The 20,261-nt window shown below is 43.9% G+C and carries 19 protein-coding genes; 4 read left to right on the top strand and 15 right to left on the bottom strand.

Annotated features, from left to right (window positions below):
- Positions 1 to 399 precede the first annotated feature (399 nt).
- The gene (locus ACWYVB_RS04615) at positions 400 to 645 is read left to right on the top strand and encodes a YgjV family protein (protein WP_005397186.1); all 246 of its coding nucleotides are present in this window, start codon (positions 400 to 402) and stop codon (positions 643 to 645) included.
- A 98-nt stretch (positions 646 to 743) separates the two neighbouring features.
- Here ACWYVB_RS04615 and ACWYVB_RS04620 read toward each other — a convergent pair whose 3' ends face one another.
- Both ACWYVB_RS04620 and ACWYVB_RS04625 read right to left on the bottom strand, forming a co-directional pair.
- On the bottom strand, positions 744 to 1,025 hold the full coding sequence (locus tag ACWYVB_RS04620; RefSeq protein ID WP_074190577.1) for a DUF2218 domain-containing protein: 282 nt from the start codon (positions 1,023 to 1,025) through the stop codon (positions 744 to 746).
- Between the two features lie 42 nt (positions 1,026 to 1,067).
- On the bottom strand, positions 1,068 to 3,074 hold the full coding sequence (locus tag ACWYVB_RS04625; protein ID WP_074190576.1) for a TonB-dependent siderophore receptor: 2,007 nt from the start codon (positions 3,072 to 3,074) through the stop codon (positions 1,068 to 1,070).
- Between the two features lie 116 nt (positions 3,075 to 3,190).
- Between ACWYVB_RS04625 and ACWYVB_RS04630 the strand changes: the two genes are divergently transcribed.
- Both ACWYVB_RS04630 and cueR read left to right on the top strand, forming a co-directional pair.
- Complete coding sequence (locus ACWYVB_RS04630) at positions 3,191 to 4,159, top strand: helix-turn-helix domain-containing protein (protein WP_047008259.1); 969 nt, start codon at positions 3,191 to 3,193, stop codon at positions 4,157 to 4,159.
- A gap of 87 nt (positions 4,160 to 4,246) precedes the next feature.
- Positions 4,247 to 4,633 carry a Cu(I)-responsive transcriptional regulator gene (cueR, locus tag ACWYVB_RS04635; protein ID WP_012842332.1) on the top strand — a complete coding sequence of 129 codons (387 nt, stop codon included), beginning with the start codon at positions 4,247 to 4,249 and terminating at the stop codon, positions 4,631 to 4,633.
- A 54-nt stretch (positions 4,634 to 4,687) separates the two neighbouring features.
- On the opposite strand, the gene vctC is transcribed toward cueR, so the two are convergent.
- From vctC to rbsD, 13 genes are all read right to left on the bottom strand, one after another.
- A complete protein-coding gene (vctC, locus tag ACWYVB_RS04640; RefSeq protein WP_005397181.1) occupies positions 4,688 to 5,443 on the bottom strand; it encodes an iron chelate ABC transporter ATP-binding protein VctC in 756 nt (251 codons plus the stop codon).
- A 2-nt stretch (positions 5,444 to 5,445) separates the two neighbouring features.
- A complete protein-coding gene (gene vctG, locus ACWYVB_RS04645; RefSeq protein ID WP_005397178.1) occupies positions 5,446 to 6,396 on the bottom strand; it encodes an iron chelate uptake ABC transporter permease subunit VctG in 951 nt (316 codons plus the stop codon).
- Positions 6,389 to 7,324 carry an iron chelate uptake ABC transporter permease subunit VctD gene (gene vctD, locus ACWYVB_RS04650; RefSeq protein WP_256936498.1) on the bottom strand — a complete coding sequence of 312 codons (936 nt, stop codon included), beginning with the start codon at positions 7,322 to 7,324 and terminating at the stop codon, positions 6,389 to 6,391. The genes vctG and vctD overlap by 8 nt, the downstream gene beginning before the upstream one ends.
- 22 nt (positions 7,325 to 7,346) lie before the next feature.
- Positions 7,347 to 8,255 (bottom strand): siderophore ABC transporter substrate-binding protein, encoded by a 909-nt coding sequence (locus ACWYVB_RS04655; protein ID WP_134645591.1) that lies wholly within the window; start codon positions 8,253 to 8,255, stop codon positions 7,347 to 7,349.
- 163 nt (positions 8,256 to 8,418) lie between these two features.
- Complete coding sequence (locus tag ACWYVB_RS04660; RefSeq protein WP_256936497.1) at positions 8,419 to 9,099, bottom strand: Crp/Fnr family transcriptional regulator; 681 nt, start codon at positions 9,097 to 9,099, stop codon at positions 8,419 to 8,421.
- A gap of 132 nt (positions 9,100 to 9,231) precedes the next feature.
- Positions 9,232 to 9,963, bottom strand: coding sequence for a nucleoside phosphorylase (locus ACWYVB_RS04665; RefSeq protein WP_258614616.1), 732 nt, complete (start codon positions 9,961 to 9,963; stop codon positions 9,232 to 9,234).
- A gap of 10 nt (positions 9,964 to 9,973) precedes the next feature.
- Entirely contained in the window at positions 9,974 to 10,705 is a 732-nt protein-coding gene (pnuC, locus tag ACWYVB_RS04670; RefSeq protein ID WP_005397168.1) for a nicotinamide riboside transporter PnuC, read from the bottom strand.
- A gap of 500 nt (positions 10,706 to 11,205) precedes the next feature.
- Positions 11,206 to 12,228: a substrate-binding domain-containing protein gene (locus ACWYVB_RS04675; protein ID WP_005397164.1), complete on the bottom strand. Its 1,023-nt coding sequence runs from the start codon at positions 12,226 to 12,228 to the stop codon at positions 11,206 to 11,208.
- A gap of 33 nt (positions 12,229 to 12,261) precedes the next feature.
- Positions 12,262 to 13,179 carry a ribokinase gene (gene rbsK / locus ACWYVB_RS04680; protein WP_264912296.1) on the bottom strand — a complete coding sequence of 306 codons (918 nt, stop codon included), beginning with the start codon at positions 13,177 to 13,179 and terminating at the stop codon, positions 12,262 to 12,264.
- A gap of 225 nt (positions 13,180 to 13,404) precedes the next feature.
- Entirely contained in the window at positions 13,405 to 14,283 is an 879-nt protein-coding gene (gene rbsB, locus ACWYVB_RS04685; protein WP_005397160.1) for a ribose ABC transporter substrate-binding protein RbsB, read from the bottom strand.
- A gap of 77 nt (positions 14,284 to 14,360) precedes the next feature.
- Positions 14,361 to 15,344 carry a ribose ABC transporter permease gene (gene rbsC, locus ACWYVB_RS04690; protein ID WP_006741011.1) on the bottom strand — a complete coding sequence of 328 codons (984 nt, stop codon included), beginning with the start codon at positions 15,342 to 15,344 and terminating at the stop codon, positions 14,361 to 14,363.
- Positions 15,341 to 16,846: a ribose ABC transporter ATP-binding protein RbsA gene (gene rbsA, locus ACWYVB_RS04695; protein ID WP_258614629.1), complete on the bottom strand. Its 1,506-nt coding sequence runs from the start codon at positions 16,844 to 16,846 to the stop codon at positions 15,341 to 15,343. The genes rbsC and rbsA overlap by 4 nt, the downstream gene beginning before the upstream one ends.
- Positions 16,847 to 16,869: 23 nt before the next feature.
- Positions 16,870 to 17,289, bottom strand: a complete 420-nt coding sequence (gene rbsD / locus ACWYVB_RS04700; protein ID WP_005397153.1) for a D-ribose pyranase — start codon at positions 17,287 to 17,289, stop codon at positions 16,870 to 16,872.
- 472 nt (positions 17,290 to 17,761) lie between these two features.
- Here rbsD and ACWYVB_RS04705 point away from each other — a divergent pair, with 472 nt between their 5' ends.
- Positions 17,762 to 20,128 carry an EAL domain-containing protein gene (locus ACWYVB_RS04705; protein ID WP_457528135.1) on the top strand — a complete coding sequence of 789 codons (2,367 nt, stop codon included), beginning with the start codon at positions 17,762 to 17,764 and terminating at the stop codon, positions 20,126 to 20,128.
- Positions 20,129 to 20,261: the final 133 nt, after the last annotated feature.

The raw sequence follows: 20,261 nt of genomic DNA on the forward strand, positions 1-20,261 counted from the left end.
AATTCCCGAGCACCACGAATTCGGCTTTGTCCTGATATACAGTAAAAAAAATACGAGCAAGCTAATAAGAAAATACATAAACATCACAATTGAAAATAATTATCATTTTCAATCATATGTAAATACTCCCCCACTTTCAATGATGTGAGAGCTATTAATACCATCGTTATTATCAATCAACACAATAAGTAAAATTATCAGTAATTCCCGTCCTAAACGTTTGCGTAATCGCTAACCTTCTCTTAACCTTGATTTGAGGCTTTTATCACGGTTTTTCCATTGATATAGTGCGTCCATACAACAAAAAAAGACCATTCGAGGCATGGAGCTTCCTCATTAATCTCAAGATGAGAAGAATTGGTACCGACAAAATTCGGCAGATTTTAAGAGGGTCAAAAAATGGACATGAATATGGTTGAGATTTTAGGTTATGCAGCTTCAATCATGGTCGCAATTTCGCTAACTATGAAAGATATTGTTAAGCTTCGTATCCTTAACTTTATTGGTTGTGCGCTATTTACTGCTTACGGACTAATGATTGATTCTTGGCCTGTAGTATTAACTAACGGCTTTATTGCTTGCGTTAATATCTACTTCCTAGCAAAAATGCAACAGGAAAAAAAAAGCCTAGAATCTAGAGCCTAAAAAGCAATAGCATTCGAACAATAAAAGCCCGCGAATGATAAGAGCGCGGGCTTTTTGCTTTTAATGCGCTCTCATTTTCTGCACATTCATCAATAGCTCTAGCGAACCCAGTTAAGTGCTAATGTTTCTCGACGAGAGAACATGTCTACATGCGATGAGATTATCGCCTTCACTGTGCTCAGTTTCTCTTCGGAATCCGCCTCACAAATAATGGTCAAGCTAGACTCGCAAAGAGCAAACTCCGCTTTTCCCGTCGGGAATGCCACCAAACCGCTGTTTTCATTCCAAGTAGCAGGAACCTTTCGTCCAAAATGCCGACAAAGCGTCACTAAGTATTTGTCAGCGTGTTCGCTATCTATTCGGGTGCTTTCTTTAATCATGAATTTACTCGTGTTTTGAAGCGCCCCCTCTCGGGAGCTCTATTAGAATTGATAAGCAGCAGAAAGTTTGAAGTTGCGACCCGGCTCGTAGTCATCAAGCGTGAAGCCACGTGCCGTACCCGAACGAGACGCATGAGAGCTGTACAACTCGTCAAATACATTATCAATACCAAAGGTCACCGACAGTCCATCAATATCAGACGGCACCCATTGAGCATATAGATTATGTACATCATAGCTTGCTTTCTTTGGCTGACCATCAAAGACGTTGTCTTCCTCTAGAACAAACATTGAGTTCCACCCGAAGATCGTTTCTAAAGCGTCTGACTGGTAATCCAAAGTTAGAGCAATACTATCACCCATATCAATGCTACGCCCATTACCCCCAGCAACAGGGCCACCAGTATTCTTGTTTTTGGTGTCCGACTTAGAGTAAGAAAGTTTGCTGTTAAACTTGTCGTAGCCATAAGAAGCACTTGCCTCAAAGCCTTTAATCTCGACATCACCTAAGTTGTAAATCAGGTAAGTTTGAGTCGCGTTTTGGTACTGGTCTGCAATGTAATCATCAATTTCCGTTTGGAATGCCGTAATATTCGCTCCAAAGAAATGCTTATCAAAGGTTTTATCAAAACGGACACCACCCTGTGTGTTCAACCCCGTTTCTGGCTTTAGTCCATCCTCTAAAAATGCAACGTCTTGGTAGGCAATAAAGGTTTCCATCAGCTCAGGGCCTTTGAATAGAGAGCGTGCGCTCGCAAACAACGTCCAATCCTGAGTGACTGCCCATTCTGCTGCTAGGGCCCAGGTCACATCATCATAATTACTCGTCCCCGTTTCAGCTTCACGTTTGTAATCATCAAAACGCATACCTGCGGTAACAAAGAAAGCATCAGAGAAGAAGAACTGGTCTTCTACAAACAATGCGGTTGAAATGGCCGATTCATCCATGAACTTACGACTACCGTAGTAACTTGAAGATGTCTTATCCATGTAGTCGAAACCATAGGTGATTCGATTATCAAACTCACCTAACATAACATCCGACTGGAACTTACCATTCAAACCAAAGTTTTGGTTTTTAGCGGTGTTCTTCGATAAACGGTTCGAAGGCCAGCGAGGAGCCATAACGCTCTCATCCCGTTTAATTTCTGTCTCGGTATCATAAAGTGTGACGTTACCTTTATGCTGTTCGCCTCGCAGCTCGTAACTCAAGGTAACGGTATCTCGGTCATAATCCGTAGGAATAAGTAACGTGCTCGATAAGCCATTGTTCGCACTACCCGACATATCAGGACGCGGACTGTAATCACCACTGTCTCGGTACATGTCATAAGAGAGCTCAAAACGATGGATGTCGTTTAGTTCATACCCCAACTTAGCCAGAATGTTGTAAACATCACCCGCAGAGCCATAGGTTTTGTTGCCGTCACCATCTTCGAAGTCATCACGCGTAACGTAATGACCATAAACCATCGCATCAATGTTTTCGGACAAAAGCCCGTACAGCGTCAACGAGCCTTGTTGGTTGTCGTTGGATGCATAACCGCCATAAACACGAGCGCCAAACGTTTCATCGTAACGAAGTAAATCGCGAGCGTCTTTCGTTTCAAAATAAACCGAGCCGCCTAAGCCATTTTGAGTCACAGAGTTATTACCTACCTGGATATCGGCAGATTTGAGAATGTCAGGGTTTAGCGTCAAGTTACCAATGTGATGGAACATGCTCGCATGCTGAGAAGCACCATCAAGACGAATGTCCAAATCGGTTTCGCTCAAACCACGAATGGTAATACGTTGATTCACAGAGTGTGTTCCACCAACATCCACACCGGGAATATCGCGCAGTAAATCAGACATATGATCCGCTTGCTTCAGTGACATGTCGTCCGCAAACATCGACTCAGTATTGCTAGAAACTTTTGTTCCCCATACAACGACTTCTTCAAAATGTGACTCGGTATCTTGAGCTAAAACAGGGTTTGATAGCGCCATTCCCACTGCAAGGCAAAGGCTTGAAAGCTTGATAGATGAACAAGCAGGGCTTTCCATAACTTCATTCCTAAATATTAATGATAATAATTCTCAGGTATAATAAGCATGAGTTTTATAAATACAAAGGCGATTTGATTATGCGAAATCGCACAAGTGTTATGAGGAAGTGTCAAATGCGGGAAGTCACACCAAAACGAACTAGAATTGCCAAGATCGCTTTAACCCAAAAACTGGAAGCCACAGAAAAGCAGTGGATCGTCACGCAAGGTCAACCTTGTCAAACTCAACTGGCAGAAGGCAAATTCCTATCATATCAGTACAATGATCAAATCTTTATTCATGGTGGACGTTGCCTAGAGCTTGTTGATTCACATATTGTTTCTACTGCACACGCCTCACTGTTGGTCACTATTCTTTTAGAAGGTAAGCTCTCGTTTGGCTATGACGATTTGCAATTTGATTTAGACGCAAGCGACGGCCCTAAAGGTGTCGTGGTGAACCTACTCAAACCTGCAAACTTTCGTCGTTCACTGCTCAAAGATAACGTCATTAATAAGATCAACATATTGGTTAAGCCCCAGTGGCTAGAGGCTCGCCTTGACCAAACCTGTCGTCATCGGTCCTTTTTTAACTCTCATCAGGCGTTTCATCCTCTAGAGCTTAACCAGGCGTTATGCGAACTGGCTGAAACGCTGACAAGCCGAGAAACACCACAAGAATTCCAAGATAAGTTGGAAGTTGAAAGCTTGATCTATCAAATTTTGCATCAAGCGACTGAGCAAATCCCCAAAAACTTCAGTGCTAATAAAAATAACCATGAACGGCACACAGATGGTCGAATAGAGGATATTGTTAGCTATATAGAAACTCACCTTGAGCAAGAACTAGGCTTAGAAAAGTTGGCAAGCGTGTTTTCAATGAGCGTTTCAAACCTGCAGCGCCGATTTAAACAATCACTGAATATGACCGTAAATGGTTATATTCGCTTTCGTCGCCTTGAGATTGCGAGGCAACACTTGGAACGTGGCCTAGTGACGATCACGGAAGCGGCTTATGAAGCCGGATACCACCACCCTTCCAACTTCACCTGCGCTTTCAAAAAGGTATTTGGTGTACCACCGCATGAAGTGATAAAAGAGTAAAGAGGCCCCAGGTAACTGACTGTTATTTAGGAGTGTCTTATCCACAACATCGGTATATACTCGCCTTAAACGTTATGGAGGTTGAACATGAATATTGGTGCTGTCGCAAAGCTTACTGGGCTTTCATCTAAGTCGATTCGATTGTATGAAGACAAAGGGATCATATCTCCACCAGCGCGCAGCGACTCTGGCTATCGCGAATATTCAGATAATCATATTCAAGAGCTTAACTTAGTATCACGCGCAAAAAACGCTGGCTTTTCACTGCAAGAATGCAAAGAGTTTGTGCAGCTTGCCCATAATCCCAACCGAAAAAGCAGCGAAGTAAAAGCAAGAACCATGGATAAGCTGAGAGAGGTTGAAGAAAAAATCGCGCACCTTATGGAGATCAAAACGCAACTTGAAGGTTGGGTTTCTTCTTGTCCGGGAGACGCTGAAAGCCGATGCCCAATCATAGACGAGCTCACCAAGTAAACTCGCCTATCTATCCTCATTGAAGAATCGCTTTCATTAAGCACTGAGGTTGGATTAGTGGTAAGTACACATGCGCTTGCCGTTTAATTCGATAATATTAAACGGCGTTTCGTAGATATCCTCTAGCGTAGACGCCTGAATCACCTCTTCCACCGCACCACTTGCCACAACTTTGCCTTGCTTAAGCGCCAATATGACATCCGAGTAGCACGCTGCGAAATTAATATCATGAATTACCACCACCATGGCTTTGTTCATGTCATGAGCTAACCGCTGCACGACTTTCATGATCTGAAGAGAGTGTTTGATATCTAGATTGTTAAGTGGTTCATCAAGAAAAACGTAGTCTGTATCTTGTGCAATCACCATGGCAATAAACGCAAGCTGTCGCTGACCACCACTTAATTCATCCAAATATTTGTCTTGGATACCTTGTAAATCTAGGTAGTCGATCGCTTGTTCAATCACCGCATGATCTTCTTTGGTCAGATTTCCTTTGGAGTATGGGAAACGGCCAAAAGAGACCAACTCTTTCACGGTAAATCGCATGGTAATCGAGTTGGCTTGACGAAGTACCGCCAGCTTTTTCGCTAACTCTTTAGTGTCCCATTCCGCAATTTCCTTGCAATCAATGATAACACTACCACCATCCCGCTCCGTTAAGCGCGAAGCCATAGATAACAGCGTGCTCTTTCCCGCGCCATTCGGGCCAATAATCGATGTTACCTTGCCCTTTTCAAACTGAGTATTGGCCTCATCAACCACTTTATTTGAACCGAAGGCCTTCGTTAATTTGTCTATCACTATCATATTTATACAACTTTGTTTTTCAGTAGTAGGTATAAGAAATACGCACCACCAATAAAGTTAATAACGACACTCAACGTCGTCTCAAAACTGAATACGTTCTCGATAATCCATTGCCCAGCCAGTAACGAGCTGATGGAGAGAAACGAACAACCAACCAGTAGCGTTTTGTGTTGGTAACTTCTGAACATTTCTCGGCTTAAGTTGGTTACCAGCAAACCAAAGAACATAATTGGTCCCACTAGAGCCGTAGAAATAGCAATCAGAACCGCCGAGATAATGAATACATTTCGCGTCACCTTAGGTACATCGACGCCCAAACTTTTCGCATTGTCTTGGTCGAGCCAAAACACATCTAAAGTGCGATGCATACTAAATAGCAACCAACATGCAAACATCAAAGCTGGCGCACTAAAGTAAACCAAATTCACTTTGACATTATTAAAGCTGGCGTAAAGTTTCGATTGAACGATTGCAAACGTATTTGGATCCATCAGCAAAGAGAAAAATGACGCCGCATTGGAAAATAGCTGACCAAAGATCAAGCCGACCAATAGCAACGTAATCAAGTTCTTGCTTCCTTTAGAAAAGTAAAAACCAAACAACAATAACGAAAACGACACCATTACAATTACGGCAATCGCGAAATTGACGTACAAGTTAAGAACTAAAGTACTCAAACCACCAAATATCAGCACGATCAAAATTTGCGTCAACACATACAACGCATCAAACCCCATGATACTTGGCGTTAAAATTCGGTTGTGCGTAATGGTTTGAAATACAAGTGAAGACTGAGCAATAGCCACACCCGCTAGCACTATCGCCAATACTTTAGGAACTCTACGAGATAAAAAATACTGGTAGTTGTCAGCCGTTAGCCCAATACCAATAAACAAACATGCAAAAAGTACCGCAATGCCACCTAGCAGTAGGATTTTCGTTGAATCACGCATGTTGCTTACCTCGCAACAACATCGCGATGAATACCACGCCACCCAATATGCTGATCACGATAGAGATTGGCATTTCATGAGGGAAGATAATCAAACGACTCACCAAGTCGCAACACAGCACTAAAGTCGCCCCATACATGGCCGTAAGCGGAATGTTCTTTTTGAGGTTATCACCATAAAAGTGACTAACGAGGTTCGGCACAATCAGACCAAGGAATGGCAGCTGCCCAACAATCATCACGACACTTGCTGACATGATTGACACCAACAGCACGCCAATCGTGACAACCTGCTGATAATTTAACCCCAAGTTAACCGCGAAATCTTTTCCGATACCCACGGCTGAAATCCGTGCGGCAAAAAGATAGCTTAGAATAGCCATTGGTACCGCGATGTACAGTAGCTCAAAGTCACCACGTAAGATGTTGGCAAAATTCGCGACTGTCCAAGCATTCAGACTTTGAAGTGCATCGTATTTGTAAGCGATAAACGTGGTCATGGATTGGATGACATTGCCGAAAATAATTCCGACAAGTGGCACAAAGACCACACTCTTAAATTGAATGCGTTGAATAAAGAAAATAAATGCTAGCGTCCCGAACACCGAAATACCGAAGACAAGCCATAGGTGATTGTCGTTACCAAAGAAAACCACGCTCAGTACGTAGCCCAGCATGGCACATTCGATCGTACCGGTTGTAGAAGGTGCAGCAAATCGGTTCTGACTAACTTGCTGCATAATAAGGCCTGCAATACTTAAGCCTGCACCAGCGAGTAATATGGCAAATAAACGTGGTATACGGCTGGTAAAGAAAAGCTCCAACGCTTTCTCATCACCCGAAAAGAGTTGTTGGGGCGTCATGTTTGCCACCCCAACAAATAACGAAACCGCGCTTAAAACCACAAGGGTTAGCAATAACTTTTTCAAAGTTAACCTCTGCTATCTTGGATTACAGTTCAACGGTTTGCTTGATCTCACTGACCATTTTTTCTGTTGCAGTCACACCAGACATCGACAAGTACCACGCGTCCACATCTAAATAAGTGATTTTGTGATTCTTATATGCGGCGGTTGCTTTGACTAAGTCGTTATCCATGGACTTACGAATATCGTTATCTGGCGTGCCTTTCAGCGAATTGCGGTCAACTACGAGTATATTTTTCGGGTTAGCTTCACGAATAAATTCATAAGAAATAACATCTCCGTGAGTGCCCGTTTTCACGTGTTCAACCGTTTCCAAGAAACCGAAATCGTTATAAATCACACCAAATCGTGATTGAGCTCCAAACGCACTGATGTTGTCACCCATGCTTAAAATCGTTAACGCATCATTGTTATTTGATTGATTGTAGTCACGGATTGCTTTGAATTGAGCATCTAGCGCTTCAATTTTCTGCTCTACTTTTTCTTCGATATCGAAGATTTTACCAATATTGCGCCATTGCGCTTGCGTACCTTCCCAGTAACCTTGATTTTCTTTCGCAGCAAAAACAACCGTAGGAGCAATTTCACTCAGCTCTTCATATTTCGCAGACGCTCGCGGACCAACCAATATCAAATCCGGTTTTTGCATGTAAATGGTTTCAAAGTCAGGTTCAAACAAACTACCCGCAGAGGTGTAGTTATCTTTGCTGTACTTTGAAAGGTAGCTAGGCAGATTAGAAGAGTTAGAGACTGCAACAGGATCGATACCAAAGTTGTCCAGCGCATCTAGCGGACCAAAGCCAATCACAACCACGCGTTCTGGTGATTGCTCTAGCTCGGTTTGACCCATGTAATGGTCAATCACAACCTTAGCAGCGAAAGAAGGAGAAACAGTAAATAGCGACAACATAGCCGCACCGACGAATTTTTTCATTTTGTTAAGCCTTAATGAGATCTATTATCATGCGCGTTCGCAATATAACGTTACTCTTTACTGCATTCAACAAAATTTAAGGTACTTTACATTAGTTACGCTTATTCGAGCTCCAACTATATCAAAGACTTATAAAAACCATTCATTGCAATATCTAGGTGTATCATTCATGCGCTTCGATAAATGCTTTGAGTGCAAGCTCATCAATAATCTCCAACCCGTTTTCCGTTTTTGCAATCAATCCCTTTTCAATCAAATCTTTAACTGCACGTCGATAAACACGACCAGAAGTACCAAATCGCTCAGCTTCTTGATTTACTTTGTCAAAGCCACCGAGCAATGTGTTGGTTTGATTACGGACGAAAAGATCATACGCAATATTATAAGTAATGGGATGCAATAACCGATTGGTATAGATATCCATAGAATCTTGATAATCTTCGGCCAACGCTGAAGTAAAGAACACCATCATTTCTGGATGCTTTTGTAGCGCTTCAGTTAGTTTTTGGATGCAGATAACATCAACCTGCATGTGCTCATCTGCAATCACATTCCATTGGCAAGGAGTCTGAGTGAAGTACTCCATTTCACCATAGATATGATAGTCGCAGTTTGCCTCTCCTAATTGAAAGCGTCGCCCATTCGCGGCCAATATGCTCATTGACACTCGACCTACCGGCACAACATATAAGTACTGAAGTTGCTCACCTTGACGGAGAATTTCTTCCCCAGCATCAAAGTAACGCGTACTAATTTGACACTGATAGATCATCTCACGAAAGGCAACGCTCTTTTTTTCAAGGTATGTTTTGAAGCGGCCAGTTGGATACGGGCTGATTTTCATTCTCTGCTCTCTCAGAAAAGTTACTGATAACTATCTCAGGTGGATTGTACCCCGTAACACCAAATAAAAAAGCGACAGAGGCCTGTCGCTTTACATTCATTGATTTATAAGAGTTACTGAGGTTAGTACGGACTACCTCTGAGCGATCAGAGCTTCTAACGCCGTCATTGCAGCAAGATTCTCACCTTGCATCATTACTTTCGCTTCATCAACGTACTGGCTAACCCCTTCTTTCACATCTTGTTGGTACAGAACGACGTTATTTAAGATCGAAGCCACATGAAGACCACGTAACCGGCCAACGGCAAACAAAGCTGAGGTTTCCATATCTGCACCTAAGACGCCCTTCTTGTTCCAGTATTGGCATATCACATCTTCGTCATCGGTATAGAAACTGTCGTGAGAACGTACCACACCAAAATGATAACGTGCCTCTTGCACCGACAGGTAACGCTCAACTTCCTTTAATAAGGAAAAGCTTGCGTACGCCGGATAAGCCGAATCCACATACGCTTTGGAGCCGCCTTCATCTCTTACCGCACCTTCGGCAATGATTAGCTCGCCAAGCTGAATCCCAGATTGCATCGCACCTGCCGATCCAACACGTACCACATGAGTTACGCCGCACTGTTTTAGCTCTTCCACCGCAATGATCATTGATGGCGCGCCGATGCCTGTGCTGCATACTGAAACAGGCTGGTCCTTGTATTTGCCAGTAAAAACACGGTACTCGCGATTTTCCGAGATCATTTCTGCATCATCCAATAATGCGGCAATACGATTAGCTCGGTCTGGCTCACCACATACAATGACGAGAGGAGCGACTTGTGTTTCATCAACACCAATATGAGGTTGTTTCGCCATTTTTCGTTCCTTAAGCTGCAGCTTGAGCTAAGGTTTTATCGCCATTGCGCTTGGCGCTACGTGCCCATTCACGCGTACCATTGGCAGCAATGAACATCAAAATCGCATACTGAACGGACATCGCATAAACACCCTGTGTCGCGTAGATGCCAACACTAATGATGTTAATCACAACCCAAAGAATCCAGTTTTCCACATATTTACGTGTCATCAGAATTTGTGCAACAACAGAAAGTACTGTCATGGTTGCATCCCAAAACGGGAACGCATCAGGTTCAAGTACCGGATCAGCCAAACCTGCACCAAAGAGATTCAAGCTATCAACAGCAATGTTTGCTAATGCAAAGAAAAAAGGGTCGATGTAGATGGTTAACAACGCGATAGACACAACGCTAATAGAAGCAGTGGCGATGAGTTTCTGTTTGTTTAACCAGCGTACTTCCAGCGTTTCACCTTCCGCGTTTGGACGAGTCCACGCATACCAACCGTAAATGTTCGCACAGAAGAAAAACAGTTGAAGAAGTAATAATCCGTATAACTGAATTTGGAAAAAGATAACGGCAAAAAGAGTGACATTCAGCAAACCGAATAAGTAGTTGATGGTTTTTTCTTGGCTAGCAAACCAAATGCAAAGCAACCCAAAAACCGTACCGAAAGCTTCGATCCAACTCATTGCGTAACCGCCGCCAATTGGAATGTTAACTAGGGTGTTGTTTATATCGAGTAAGGCAAGTAGGTCCATGTCGATGTCCTTTATTATTTTGTTTGGGAATATGCCTATATTAGGGCGTGACACCTAACAAAAAGGAGGACATTTGTCCCCCTCTTGATGCACTCGATCATAATTCAGTTCAATATTTGCTTGAAAGCAATAAATGACTCAATTGAACCGCTTGGAAATTAACACGCCTAAGAATCCAAACCTAAATAGCGCTTTTTGAATGCGGAAGCTGATGCAAATAAAGCTGACGCCAAAAGTGTAATAACAAACCCAATGGCGTACTCGAATGCTTCATTCACCAAGAGCTGATAACAGCTCACAAAAAAAATTAGTATGACCGCAATAACATTAACTCGGTGAAACCAAGGATGCTTTACGGAGAACTTAGCGTAACCTTTTGATAACATTTAACTAATCCGCCAGACAACAATTAATATTTTTATTTATAATCAATGGTGATAGTAAGGCTTTATAGTATAAAGAGAAACGACTTTTTTGATTTTTTAGCTCAACATCACAGGTCATCTAGTGCTGCTTGACTTTAATATCTTGACACTTTTTCGTTCAACTAAGGTAGGTTCTAATTGCACGACTTGCGCTTCTGTTGATTTATCATCCAATTTTCGGACAAGCGTTTCCACGGCAGCTTGCCCAAGACGGTATTTAGGCTGGTGAATTGTGGTGAGTGATGGCGACATGAACTTCGCGATATGTATGTCATCGTAACCGATGATTGAAATCTGTTCCGGGACTTTAATATTGAGCTCATTTGCGGCGTTAATCACACCCATCGCCATCATATCATTGGAAACGAAAATCGAGCTGGGTAAGGTGCCTCGCTGCGCCATTTTCATAAATGCTTGATATCCGCCTTCACATTCGAAGTCCGATTCAATTATCCAGTTAGCATTAAATTCCAAGCCAGCTTCGTTCATCGCACGTTTGTAACCTTCGTATCGCATTTGTGCTTGGTGTTTAATCAAAGGGCCGGTGATACATCCTATTTCTGTGTGGCCGCAATCAATCAGGTATTTCGCCGCTAGGTAACCGCCACGAAGCGAGTTATCTTGAATTTTGTCGCTCGTAAACAGCATCGGCCCCCAATCCATCACCACGACAGGGATATCAGGATAACGCTCAAATACATCGATACGCTCCCCTTCTAGCGAGGAGCACATCAAGATCAAACCATCGACACGCTTTTGCAAAAGCGTATTAATGGATTGGCGCATGCGTTCATTATCACCTTCTGTGTTACATAGAATGAGACTATAGCCTTTGTGATAGCAACTGCGTTCGACGCCTTTTACGACTTCGCCAAAGAATGGGTTGGTTGAAGTGGTCACTAGCATACCAATGGTTTTGGTACGATTGACTTTGAGGCTACGCGCCAAAGCTGATGGCGCATAGTAGTTGAGTTCTTTTGCGGCATTATTGACGCGTTCGGAGATCTCTTCACTCACAAAACGCGTCTTGTTAATAACATGGCTCACTGTTGAAGTGGAAACCCCTGCCAGTTTTGCGATGTCTTTCATCGTCGCCATGTTATTACTCCTAATTAATGAGGCGTTTAAGCCCTATTGTGCTGCGAGAAACGCGTCCACCTCTTCGCGAGTTGGGATCGACGTCTGAGCGCCAAAGCGGGTCACAGAAATTGCAGCCGCCGCATGTGCAAACTTAATTGCTGATTCTAAAGGTAAATCCTCTAACAGGCCAGTGACGAATGCCCCATTAAACGTATCCCCTGCTGCGGTGGTATCAGTCGCGTCAACACGGAACCCCGGGATGAGCTCACCTCTACCATTTTGACTTAACCAAACACCCTTCGCACCGAGAGTGATCATGACAATTTCGATACCTTTGCTATGAAGCACATTCGCCGCTTCTTGCGCGCTGTCATTATCCGTTACCGTTACCCCCGCCAGGACTTCAGCTTCGGTTTCATTTGGTGTAATGACATCAATACAAGCAAGCAGTTCGTCTGACAGTTCACGAGCAGGGGCAGGGTTTAAAATGACGTTAGTTTTTGCATCTTTCGCCACTCGCGCGGCTTTCTCAATGCCGCACATCGGCGTTTCCAATTGCATCAGCAGGTAATCCGCTTGGCGAATGCGATCTAAATCTGGCTCAATCGCTTCTGCTGTCAATTTGGCATTCGCTTCTGCTGAAATACAAATGCTGTTTTCACCACTATCCGACACTTGAATCATCGCAATGCCAGTTGGGCAGTTTGGTTGCATCTTCACACCAGTGATGTCGATGCCGTCCATATTGAAGTTTTCACGAATATTGATGCCGAACGAGTCATCGCCTACACAAGCAATAAAGCCAATATCAGCCTTGAGTCGAGCTGCAGCAACAGCTTGGTTGGCACCTTTGCCACCTGGGATAACTTGATAGTTGCGACCATGTAGCGTTTCGCCAGGGCGAGGGAAAGAAGGCACTTGAAGAACATGGTCAGCGTTTACACTACCTAACACCACTAACTTATTCATACGGTTATCCTCGGTTCTGAATGAACCCTTTTTTTGAAAAACTATTTTGGAAAATACATTAGATGACTTTAACTTCTCTTCCTAACGAAGGAGTCACGATAAAAAGTCAAAGGCATCTATACCCTGCATTTTTAAGTCTCTTGGGTATGTTTGCCCTCTCCTCCTAAACGACAGATATAAACGGAGGAGAGAGCAAAAATTAGGACGCTTTATTGAACGTCAAACTTATTTAGTCACTACTTTTAGTGGCACCGGAATGTATTCTTCTACTTTTTCACCTTTCAAGACTTTGTCAGCCGTTTCAACACCTAAAGCACCAATAAGATCTGGTTGCTGTGCGATGGTTGCTGCTAGCTTGCCACGGTTAACTGCGGCAATGCCGTCTTCCGTGCCATCAAAACCAACGATAACGACGTCTTTGCCAGAAGCTTGAACGGCGCGAAGTGCACCTAGCGCCATTTCATCATTCTGTGCGAACACCGCTTGTACATCAGGGTTAGCCGCGAGTAGGTTTTCCATCACGTTTAGGCCTTTAGTACGGTCAAAGTCTGCTGGCTGGCTGGCAAGAAGATCCATATCGCTGCCCTTCACGGCATTCATGAAACCTTCACCGCGCTCGCGCGCCGCCGATGTGCCCGCAATACCTTCAAGCTGAATTACTTTTGCTTTTTCGCCAACTTTTTCCATGATGTAGTGGCCTGCCATTTCACCACCGATCACGTTGTCGGACGCGATGTGGCTCACGACTTCACCACGGCTTGCGCCACGGTCTAGTGTCAATACAGGGATCTTAGAACGGTTCGCCATACGAATCGCATTAGACACAGCATCAGAATCCGTTGGGTTGATAAGAATTGCTTTTACACCGCGAATACTTAAATCCTCGATGTTCGACAGCTCTTTGCTCGGGTCATTTTGCGAGTCCAGTACAATTAAGTCGTACCCCAATTCTTTCGCTTTAGCTTCCGCACCGTCTTTCATCGTTACGAAGAACGGGTTGTTTAGCGTCGAAACCACAATCGCCATCGTATCTTGGGCTTGTGCCGCTACTGATACAGTGGAAGAAAGAAGTGCAGCAGAAATAAGAGTTGCAAGTTTTTTCATCGTTCTAGTCCTTTGTGTAGGGTGAGCCAGCACACGCCCACTGGCTCGGTTTGTATTCAGGATTTAATGGTTATGGATTATTTGTTTTTGTTGTCTACCAGTACTGCGAGCAAGATAACCACTGCTTTGGCAATCATTTGGTAGTAAGAAGAAACATCAAGTAGGTTAAGAGCATTGTTCAAGAAGCCGATGATCAGCGCACCAATTAGCGTACCCATGATGCGTCCTTTACCGCCCATCAAGCTGGTACCGCCAAGTACAACCGCAGCAATCGCATCTAACTCGTAACCCATACCCGCTGTTGGCTGCGCCGAAGACAGACGAGAAGTCACGATGATGCCTGCAAGCGCTGCCAGCATACCGCAGATGGCGTACACACCAATCTTCACTCGGTCTACATTGATACCAGATAGACGAGTCGCTGATTCGTTGCCACCTAGTGCATAAACGTAGCGACCAAAGCGAGTGTGGTTAAGTAGATACCAAGCCGCAGCGAATACAACTACCATCAACCAAACGGGTACTGGAATACCTAGCGCGTAGCCGGTACCAAACCATGCAAACGCATCAGCTGTGTCAGTAAAACCTGTCGAGATTGGACGACCTTCGGTGTACACCATAGTCACACCGCGTAGTAACGTCATGGTAACCAGCGTAGCGATAAAGGCCTGTACTTTGCCTTTCGCAATGATGATGCCGCTAATTGCGCCTAACGCTGCACCTGCGACTAAAGCAGTCGGAACCGCCACCAGCACCGGGACTTCAAGCGCAATCATGCTTGCCGCAAAGGCACCACATAGCGCCAGTACGGAACCAACACTCAAGTCGATGCCTGCGGTTAAAATAACCAGTGTCATACCTACCGCGATAATGGCATTCACTGAGGTTTGACGAAGAATGTTGAGAATGTTGTCGACCGTAAAGAAGTTCGGGTTCAAAAATGACACAACAACAATCAAAAAAATCAGTGCTATCAGTGATTTTTGCTCAATCAACCACTCTTTTGTGAACAACTTCTTGTTGCTAGCTTCGGTTGGTTTGCTCATGGTATTAGTACTCATGCTGCTTCCTCATTGATCTTTTTGCCTACGGCACAGGAGAGTAATTTTTCTTGATCGGCGTCTTTCGCATCGAATTCGCCAGTAATACGACCTTCATGCATAACCAGAATGCGGTCACTCATACCGAGCACTTCTGGCATCTCGGAAGACACCAAGATGATGCTCATGCCTTCGGCTTTGAACTTGTTGATGAGTTGATAAATTTCTTTTTTCGCACCGACATCGACGCCACGTGTTGGCTCATCGAGAATCAGAACTTTAGGTTTGGTCATTAACCCTTTCGCGATCGCCACTTTTTGCTGGTTACCGCCGGATAAGTTACCAATGATTTGGTCGCGCGTAGGGGTTTTGATATTAAATAGCTTGATAAAATCTTCCACGGCAATCACTTCATCGCTATGTTGGATTTGGAAGCCTTTAGTCAACTGATTGAGAGAACAAAGTGACATATTCTCCTTAACCGAGAGACCTAACACCAAGCCATCGCCTTTGCGATCTTCAGAGATATAAGCGATGCCATTTGCTAAGCCATCTTGTGGGCTAACCGGATTAATGGTTTTGTTATCGAGGTTGATAACACCATGCTCACTTGGAAACGCGCCGTAAATCACTTTCATCAGTTCGGTGCGGCCTGCCCCCATCAAACCAGAGATACCCAAAATTTCACCGCGTTTCAGCGTGAAGCTCACATCGTGAACGCCAGAGCCAGTCAGGCCAATCACTTCAAGGCAAGTTTCGCCATGTTGTACATCAATACGTGGATATTGCTCTTCTAATTTTCGGCCAACCATCATTTCAATTAGGCCGTCTTCATCAGTGTCTGCTACTTTGCATTCACCGATAAATTTACCGTCACGAAGCACGGTAATGTCGTCACAGATTTCAAAGATTTCTTTAAGACGGTGTGAGATGTAAACGATGCCGCAGCCCTGCTCTCGAAGCTCGTTGATCACTTTAAATAGTGACTCCGTCTCGGTATCAGTCAGCGCGTCAGTTGGCTCATCCATAATGATGACTTTCGATTCAAACGAAAGCGCTTTCGCGATCTCCACCATTTGCTGTTCACCTAAGCTCAAATCACCAAGCAACGTTTTCGATGAGTGCTTTACGTTAAGGCGTTGAAGCAACTTGTCTGCTTCTTCATACATCTTGCCCCACTGAATACGCCCCATCGTGCCGGTAAATTCACGACCTAGATAGATGTTTTCAGCAATCGTTAGTTCAGGGATCAAGTTCAATTCTTGGTGAATGATGCTGATGCCCGCTTCCTGTGAGTCACGCGGCCCTTTAAACGCGGCAGGTTGGCCTTGATATTGGATGCTACCCGCATCCATGTGATAGATGCCAGTCAGCACCTTCATCAAGGTTGACTTGCCTGCTCCATTTTCTCCCATGAGCGCCATGACACGGCCTGGGTAAACATTCAGGCTCGCTTTGTCCAGTGCTTTTACGCCCGGGAACGCTTTCTCAATGTCGCTCAGTTGTAGAATGGCTTGAGTCATAATCTGTCCTCAATATCTCTGGCTTAAAAAACCACGCCCGCTTGAAAGATAACGTTCGCGTATGGCGAGCATTCGCCAGTTCGAACGACAGCGCGGCTTTGTGCCGTGCGTGCTTTAAATGCTTCATGTGACACGTAGCTGATCTCGATAGATTTACCCGTTTCTTCGCTCTCTTTGCTCAGTTCGTTAAGCAATGCTTGATGCAAAACAGGGCTTACATCAGAAAACTCTTCCGCAATGATGACCCCTTCGATTTGCGACTCAGATAGAATCACGCGAACAGTATCAAGAAAACTTGGTACGCCATGCGTTAGCGCCAAATCAATTCGCTGTACATGCTCAGGGATTGGCAGGCCAGCGTCACATATCGTGATCTCATCGGTGTGGCCTAGCGTCGCCACCAAGTAAGAAATATCTGAGTTAATTAGGGTACTTTTTTTCATCTCATCGACCTTTCGGTTACACGTTCATACAACCATGAGCGCCTGTTTTAAAGTGCTTTCGTTATTAACAGAAAACTCATCGAAACGTTTCGATGAAATAGTAATTCGTTGTGGTAATTTGACCAGAGTGAGATCGATAAGGTGTGAGAATGATCCGTAATTAACGGGTCATCGAATAGTAAAAAGGTACATGAGTCACACTTTGTCATCGAAACGTTTCGATATCTGGTTTAATCGACACTTGAAGTGAGGTTTTTAAAGACAGTTGAAAAAGAGGTACGTCCCATTACTGAGAAATACTCTAGTTAATGAGATGGAAACCTTACACATCATCACAGTTCTTGGATGGTTGTCTGATTTTGGAGAACGCTCACCTTACAATCTGGTTACAATTTGCAAAACACATCATCCGTTCAGTACCTTATATGGTATGCGACGTTTGTAGGGACACAAACGGAAACTAAAAGCCATAATGAAGTTAAGCAATCGAGTCATCTTGCTTGTCGCGCCAGTGATCTTATTAAGCGCGCTGGTATCAAGTTATATTATTTACAGCATTCAAAAAGTAACGCTCATCAAGCGAGAAGACAGCTATATCCAATTGCAAATGGAAAAGCTCGCAGGGCAGTTCCGACAAGCCAACATATTCCTCAATAGTTATGCATACACATTAAGCAAAAGTGATGTATTGCAAGACTACTTGGTGAATCATAGCAATCCGTATCGTGAGCGCGTGTTATTTAACCGACTCGATGAAACCGCAGATGTGTTAAGCCATGGCTATACAGGCGATGCAAGCATGGCGATTCTCGACGGGAAACAAAACCTTCTTTATTACACAGAAAATAAATACTACGAATCTTCAGGTGTAGTCGACCCTAAGGTATTGGATTACATCTCGCGAAGCTTTAGTACGAGAGAAACGTTTAACCATACTGGCTTTATTTACAATTCCAGCGGGCAAAGTATTCTTCTGCAATACGAACTGATCGACAAACGAACAGGGACACAACCTCTAAGTTTTGATCCGCAAAATGTCTTTTTCGTGGTGGTATCGGTATCGCTCGAAGCCTTCAATGAGATCAAGCACGAAATCGAGTTCGACACGCATAGCGTGATAACTTTTGCCGACAAGCCTATTTATCTCGATATTCCTCTCGCTCAGACGATTGAACTATTGCCACACTTTTATGCGGTACTCTCCCCCGCTGAATATTTGATGTGGAATAAAGTCGATAAAGTGTGGCTAGAACTGGCCCTTTCCTTTGGTGTGGCGGCGTTTTGCACCATCACCTTAATTGTTTTGGTTTTGTATCGTTATGTATTACACCCCGTTTCTCGCCTCGATAAACAGCTACAAGAGCTGGAAACAAATCAACGCGGCAACATTGAAAAGCTAGAAACAAACGATGAAATAGGACGCTTATCCTCACGCTTTTTTGATATGTATGAAGAGCTCAACGTCATATATAAGAAGACAAAACGCCTGGCTGAAACGGATCACCTAACGCAACTCGCTAATCGCCATCGTTTCCATGAACTTGCAACTCGTGAACTCGTCTCCCCTTCGCAGCATTTGTGGGTCATTTATGTCGATCTCGATAACTTTAAGTACGTTAATGACAAATACGGGCATGAACTGGGAGACAACTTATTAAAGGTGTTTTCATCACACATCAAAAATGTCTGTCAAAAATTCTCGCACGACTACGATAGTCCCTGTTTTGCAGCAAGATTGTCTGGTGACGAATTTGCTATTTTATTGAGCTCAAATCAGGATGCACAACGCCTACCCGACTTGCTGGCCTCAGAGTTGCTAAAACCGATTAGCAATCTCAGTCCATCTTGGAGTAATTCATTCCCCGTGACTGCGAGCGTAGGTATCGCTCAGTACCCTCAAGACGGTACAGACGTCGCGAAATTACTCTCCAGTGCCGATGCGGCAATGTATCAAGCCAAACGAGCCGGGAAAAACCAGTACGCTTATTACTCAGCTGCTCTCAATGTTGAGTCTCAAAGACGCAGTCAGCTTGAGCGAGCGCTCAGAAAAAGCAACGTGGAAGAAGAGTTCCATCTCGTTTTTCAACCCTATATGAATAATCGGGACAACGAGATTGAAGGACTAGAGGTATTATTGCGCTGGGAAGCGGAAGGCATTGGTCCCGTGCCTCCGAAAGAGTTTATCCCAATCGCGGAACAGGCGGGCTTATTTGATAAAATTGATCGCTGGGTTTTCGCCAATGCAACTGCAGAATATCACCAATTAAGAAATATTTTTGGCAAAGACATTGTCCTTTCGATCAACCTCTCTTCAGCAGAACTTAACTCAATCGAAATGGCGAATTATATTCATGACCAAGCAAGCAAAAACGGTGTGAAACCAGAATGTATTGAGTTAGAGATAACAGAAACCTTTGCCGCAGAACAACAAGGTACAGCATTACTTGATGAGCTGTCGAAGCGTGGCTATCGTCTCGCCATTGATGACTTTGGCTCTGGCTATACATCGCTGACTCAACTTGTTCAATATCCAGTTCAAAAGATCAAGTTTGACCGAGAGTTCCTCGTTACATTGATGAAAACCAACAACGGTCATGTGATCAAACCCATCATCGATCTATGCCACGCTCAAAATAAAACGGTCACCGCAGAAGGTATTGAGCACAATGTTATGCATGAATGGTTATCGGCCTACCGCTGTGACTATATGCAAGGCTATTTATTTGGTAAGCCAATGAGTAAGGAACAACTGAATTTGTGGTGGCAATCCGCAAATGATGATAGCCGCTTCGATGGTTCCATAGTAGGTTCGATTACTGTTCAAGGGACATCTTGTTAAAGATTAAGTACAGAAGCCATATATGTGGCTGCTGTACTTGGTCACGTGTGATTCATAGAGAGAACAAAAAATCTAGCTCTTACTATCACACACCTATAGATATAATACAGTTGCATAAAATTACCGTTTATCT

The organism is Vibrio sp. JZG10, from assembly GCF_054064075.1.

What these genes read in the sequence shown, in the direction of transcription:
- ACWYVB_RS04625 (WP_074190576.1), bottom strand. Translation starts at nt 3,074, where the DNA reads ATGGAAAGCCCTGCTTGTTCATCTATCAAGCTTTCAAGCCTTTGCCTT.
- vctG (WP_005397178.1), bottom strand. Translation starts at nt 6,396, where the DNA reads ATGCGTGATTCAACGAAAATCCTACTGCTAGGTGGCATTGCGGTACTT.
- ACWYVB_RS04675 (WP_005397164.1), bottom strand. Translation starts at nt 12,228, where the DNA reads ATGGCGACGATGAAAGACATCGCAAAACTGGCAGGGGTTTCCACTTCA.
- pnuC (WP_005397168.1), bottom strand. Translation starts at nt 10,705, where the DNA reads ATGGACCTACTTGCCTTACTCGATATAAACAACACCCTAGTTAACATT.
- ACWYVB_RS04615 (WP_005397186.1), top strand. Translation starts at nt 400, where the DNA reads ATGGACATGAATATGGTTGAGATTTTAGGTTATGCAGCTTCAATCATG.
- vctC (WP_005397181.1), bottom strand. Translation starts at nt 5,443, where the DNA reads ATGATAGTGATAGACAAATTAACGAAGGCCTTCGGTTCAAATAAAGTG.
- ACWYVB_RS04705 (WP_457528135.1), top strand. Translation starts at nt 17,762, where the DNA reads ATGAAGTTAAGCAATCGAGTCATCTTGCTTGTCGCGCCAGTGATCTTA.
- ACWYVB_RS04660 (WP_256936497.1), bottom strand. Translation starts at nt 9,099, where the DNA reads ATGAAAATCAGCCCGTATCCAACTGGCCGCTTCAAAACATACCTTGAA.
- ACWYVB_RS04620 (WP_074190577.1), bottom strand. Translation starts at nt 1,025, where the DNA reads ATGATTAAAGAAAGCACCCGAATAGATAGCGAACACGCTGACAAATAC.
- rbsA (WP_258614629.1), bottom strand. Translation starts at nt 16,846, where the DNA reads ATGACTCAAGCCATTCTACAACTGAGCGACATTGAGAAAGCGTTCCCG.
- ACWYVB_RS04655 (WP_134645591.1), bottom strand. Translation starts at nt 8,255, where the DNA reads ATGAAAAAATTCGTCGGTGCGGCTATGTTGTCGCTATTTACTGTTTCT.
- rbsK (WP_264912296.1), bottom strand. Translation starts at nt 13,179, where the DNA reads ATGAATAAGTTAGTGGTGTTAGGTAGTGTAAACGCTGACCATGTTCTT.
- cueR (WP_012842332.1), top strand. Translation starts at nt 4,247, where the DNA reads ATGAATATTGGTGCTGTCGCAAAGCTTACTGGGCTTTCATCTAAGTCG.
- rbsC (WP_006741011.1), bottom strand. Translation starts at nt 15,344, where the DNA reads ATGAGTACTAATACCATGAGCAAACCAACCGAAGCTAGCAACAAGAAG.
- rbsD (WP_005397153.1), bottom strand. Translation starts at nt 17,289, where the DNA reads ATGAAAAAAAGTACCCTAATTAACTCAGATATTTCTTACTTGGTGGCG.
- ACWYVB_RS04630 (WP_047008259.1), top strand. Translation starts at nt 3,191, where the DNA reads ATGCGGGAAGTCACACCAAAACGAACTAGAATTGCCAAGATCGCTTTA.
- ACWYVB_RS04665 (WP_258614616.1), bottom strand. Translation starts at nt 9,963, where the DNA reads ATGGCGAAACAACCTCATATTGGTGTTGATGAAACACAAGTCGCTCCT.
- rbsB (WP_005397160.1), bottom strand. Translation starts at nt 14,283, where the DNA reads ATGAAAAAACTTGCAACTCTTATTTCTGCTGCACTTCTTTCTTCCACT.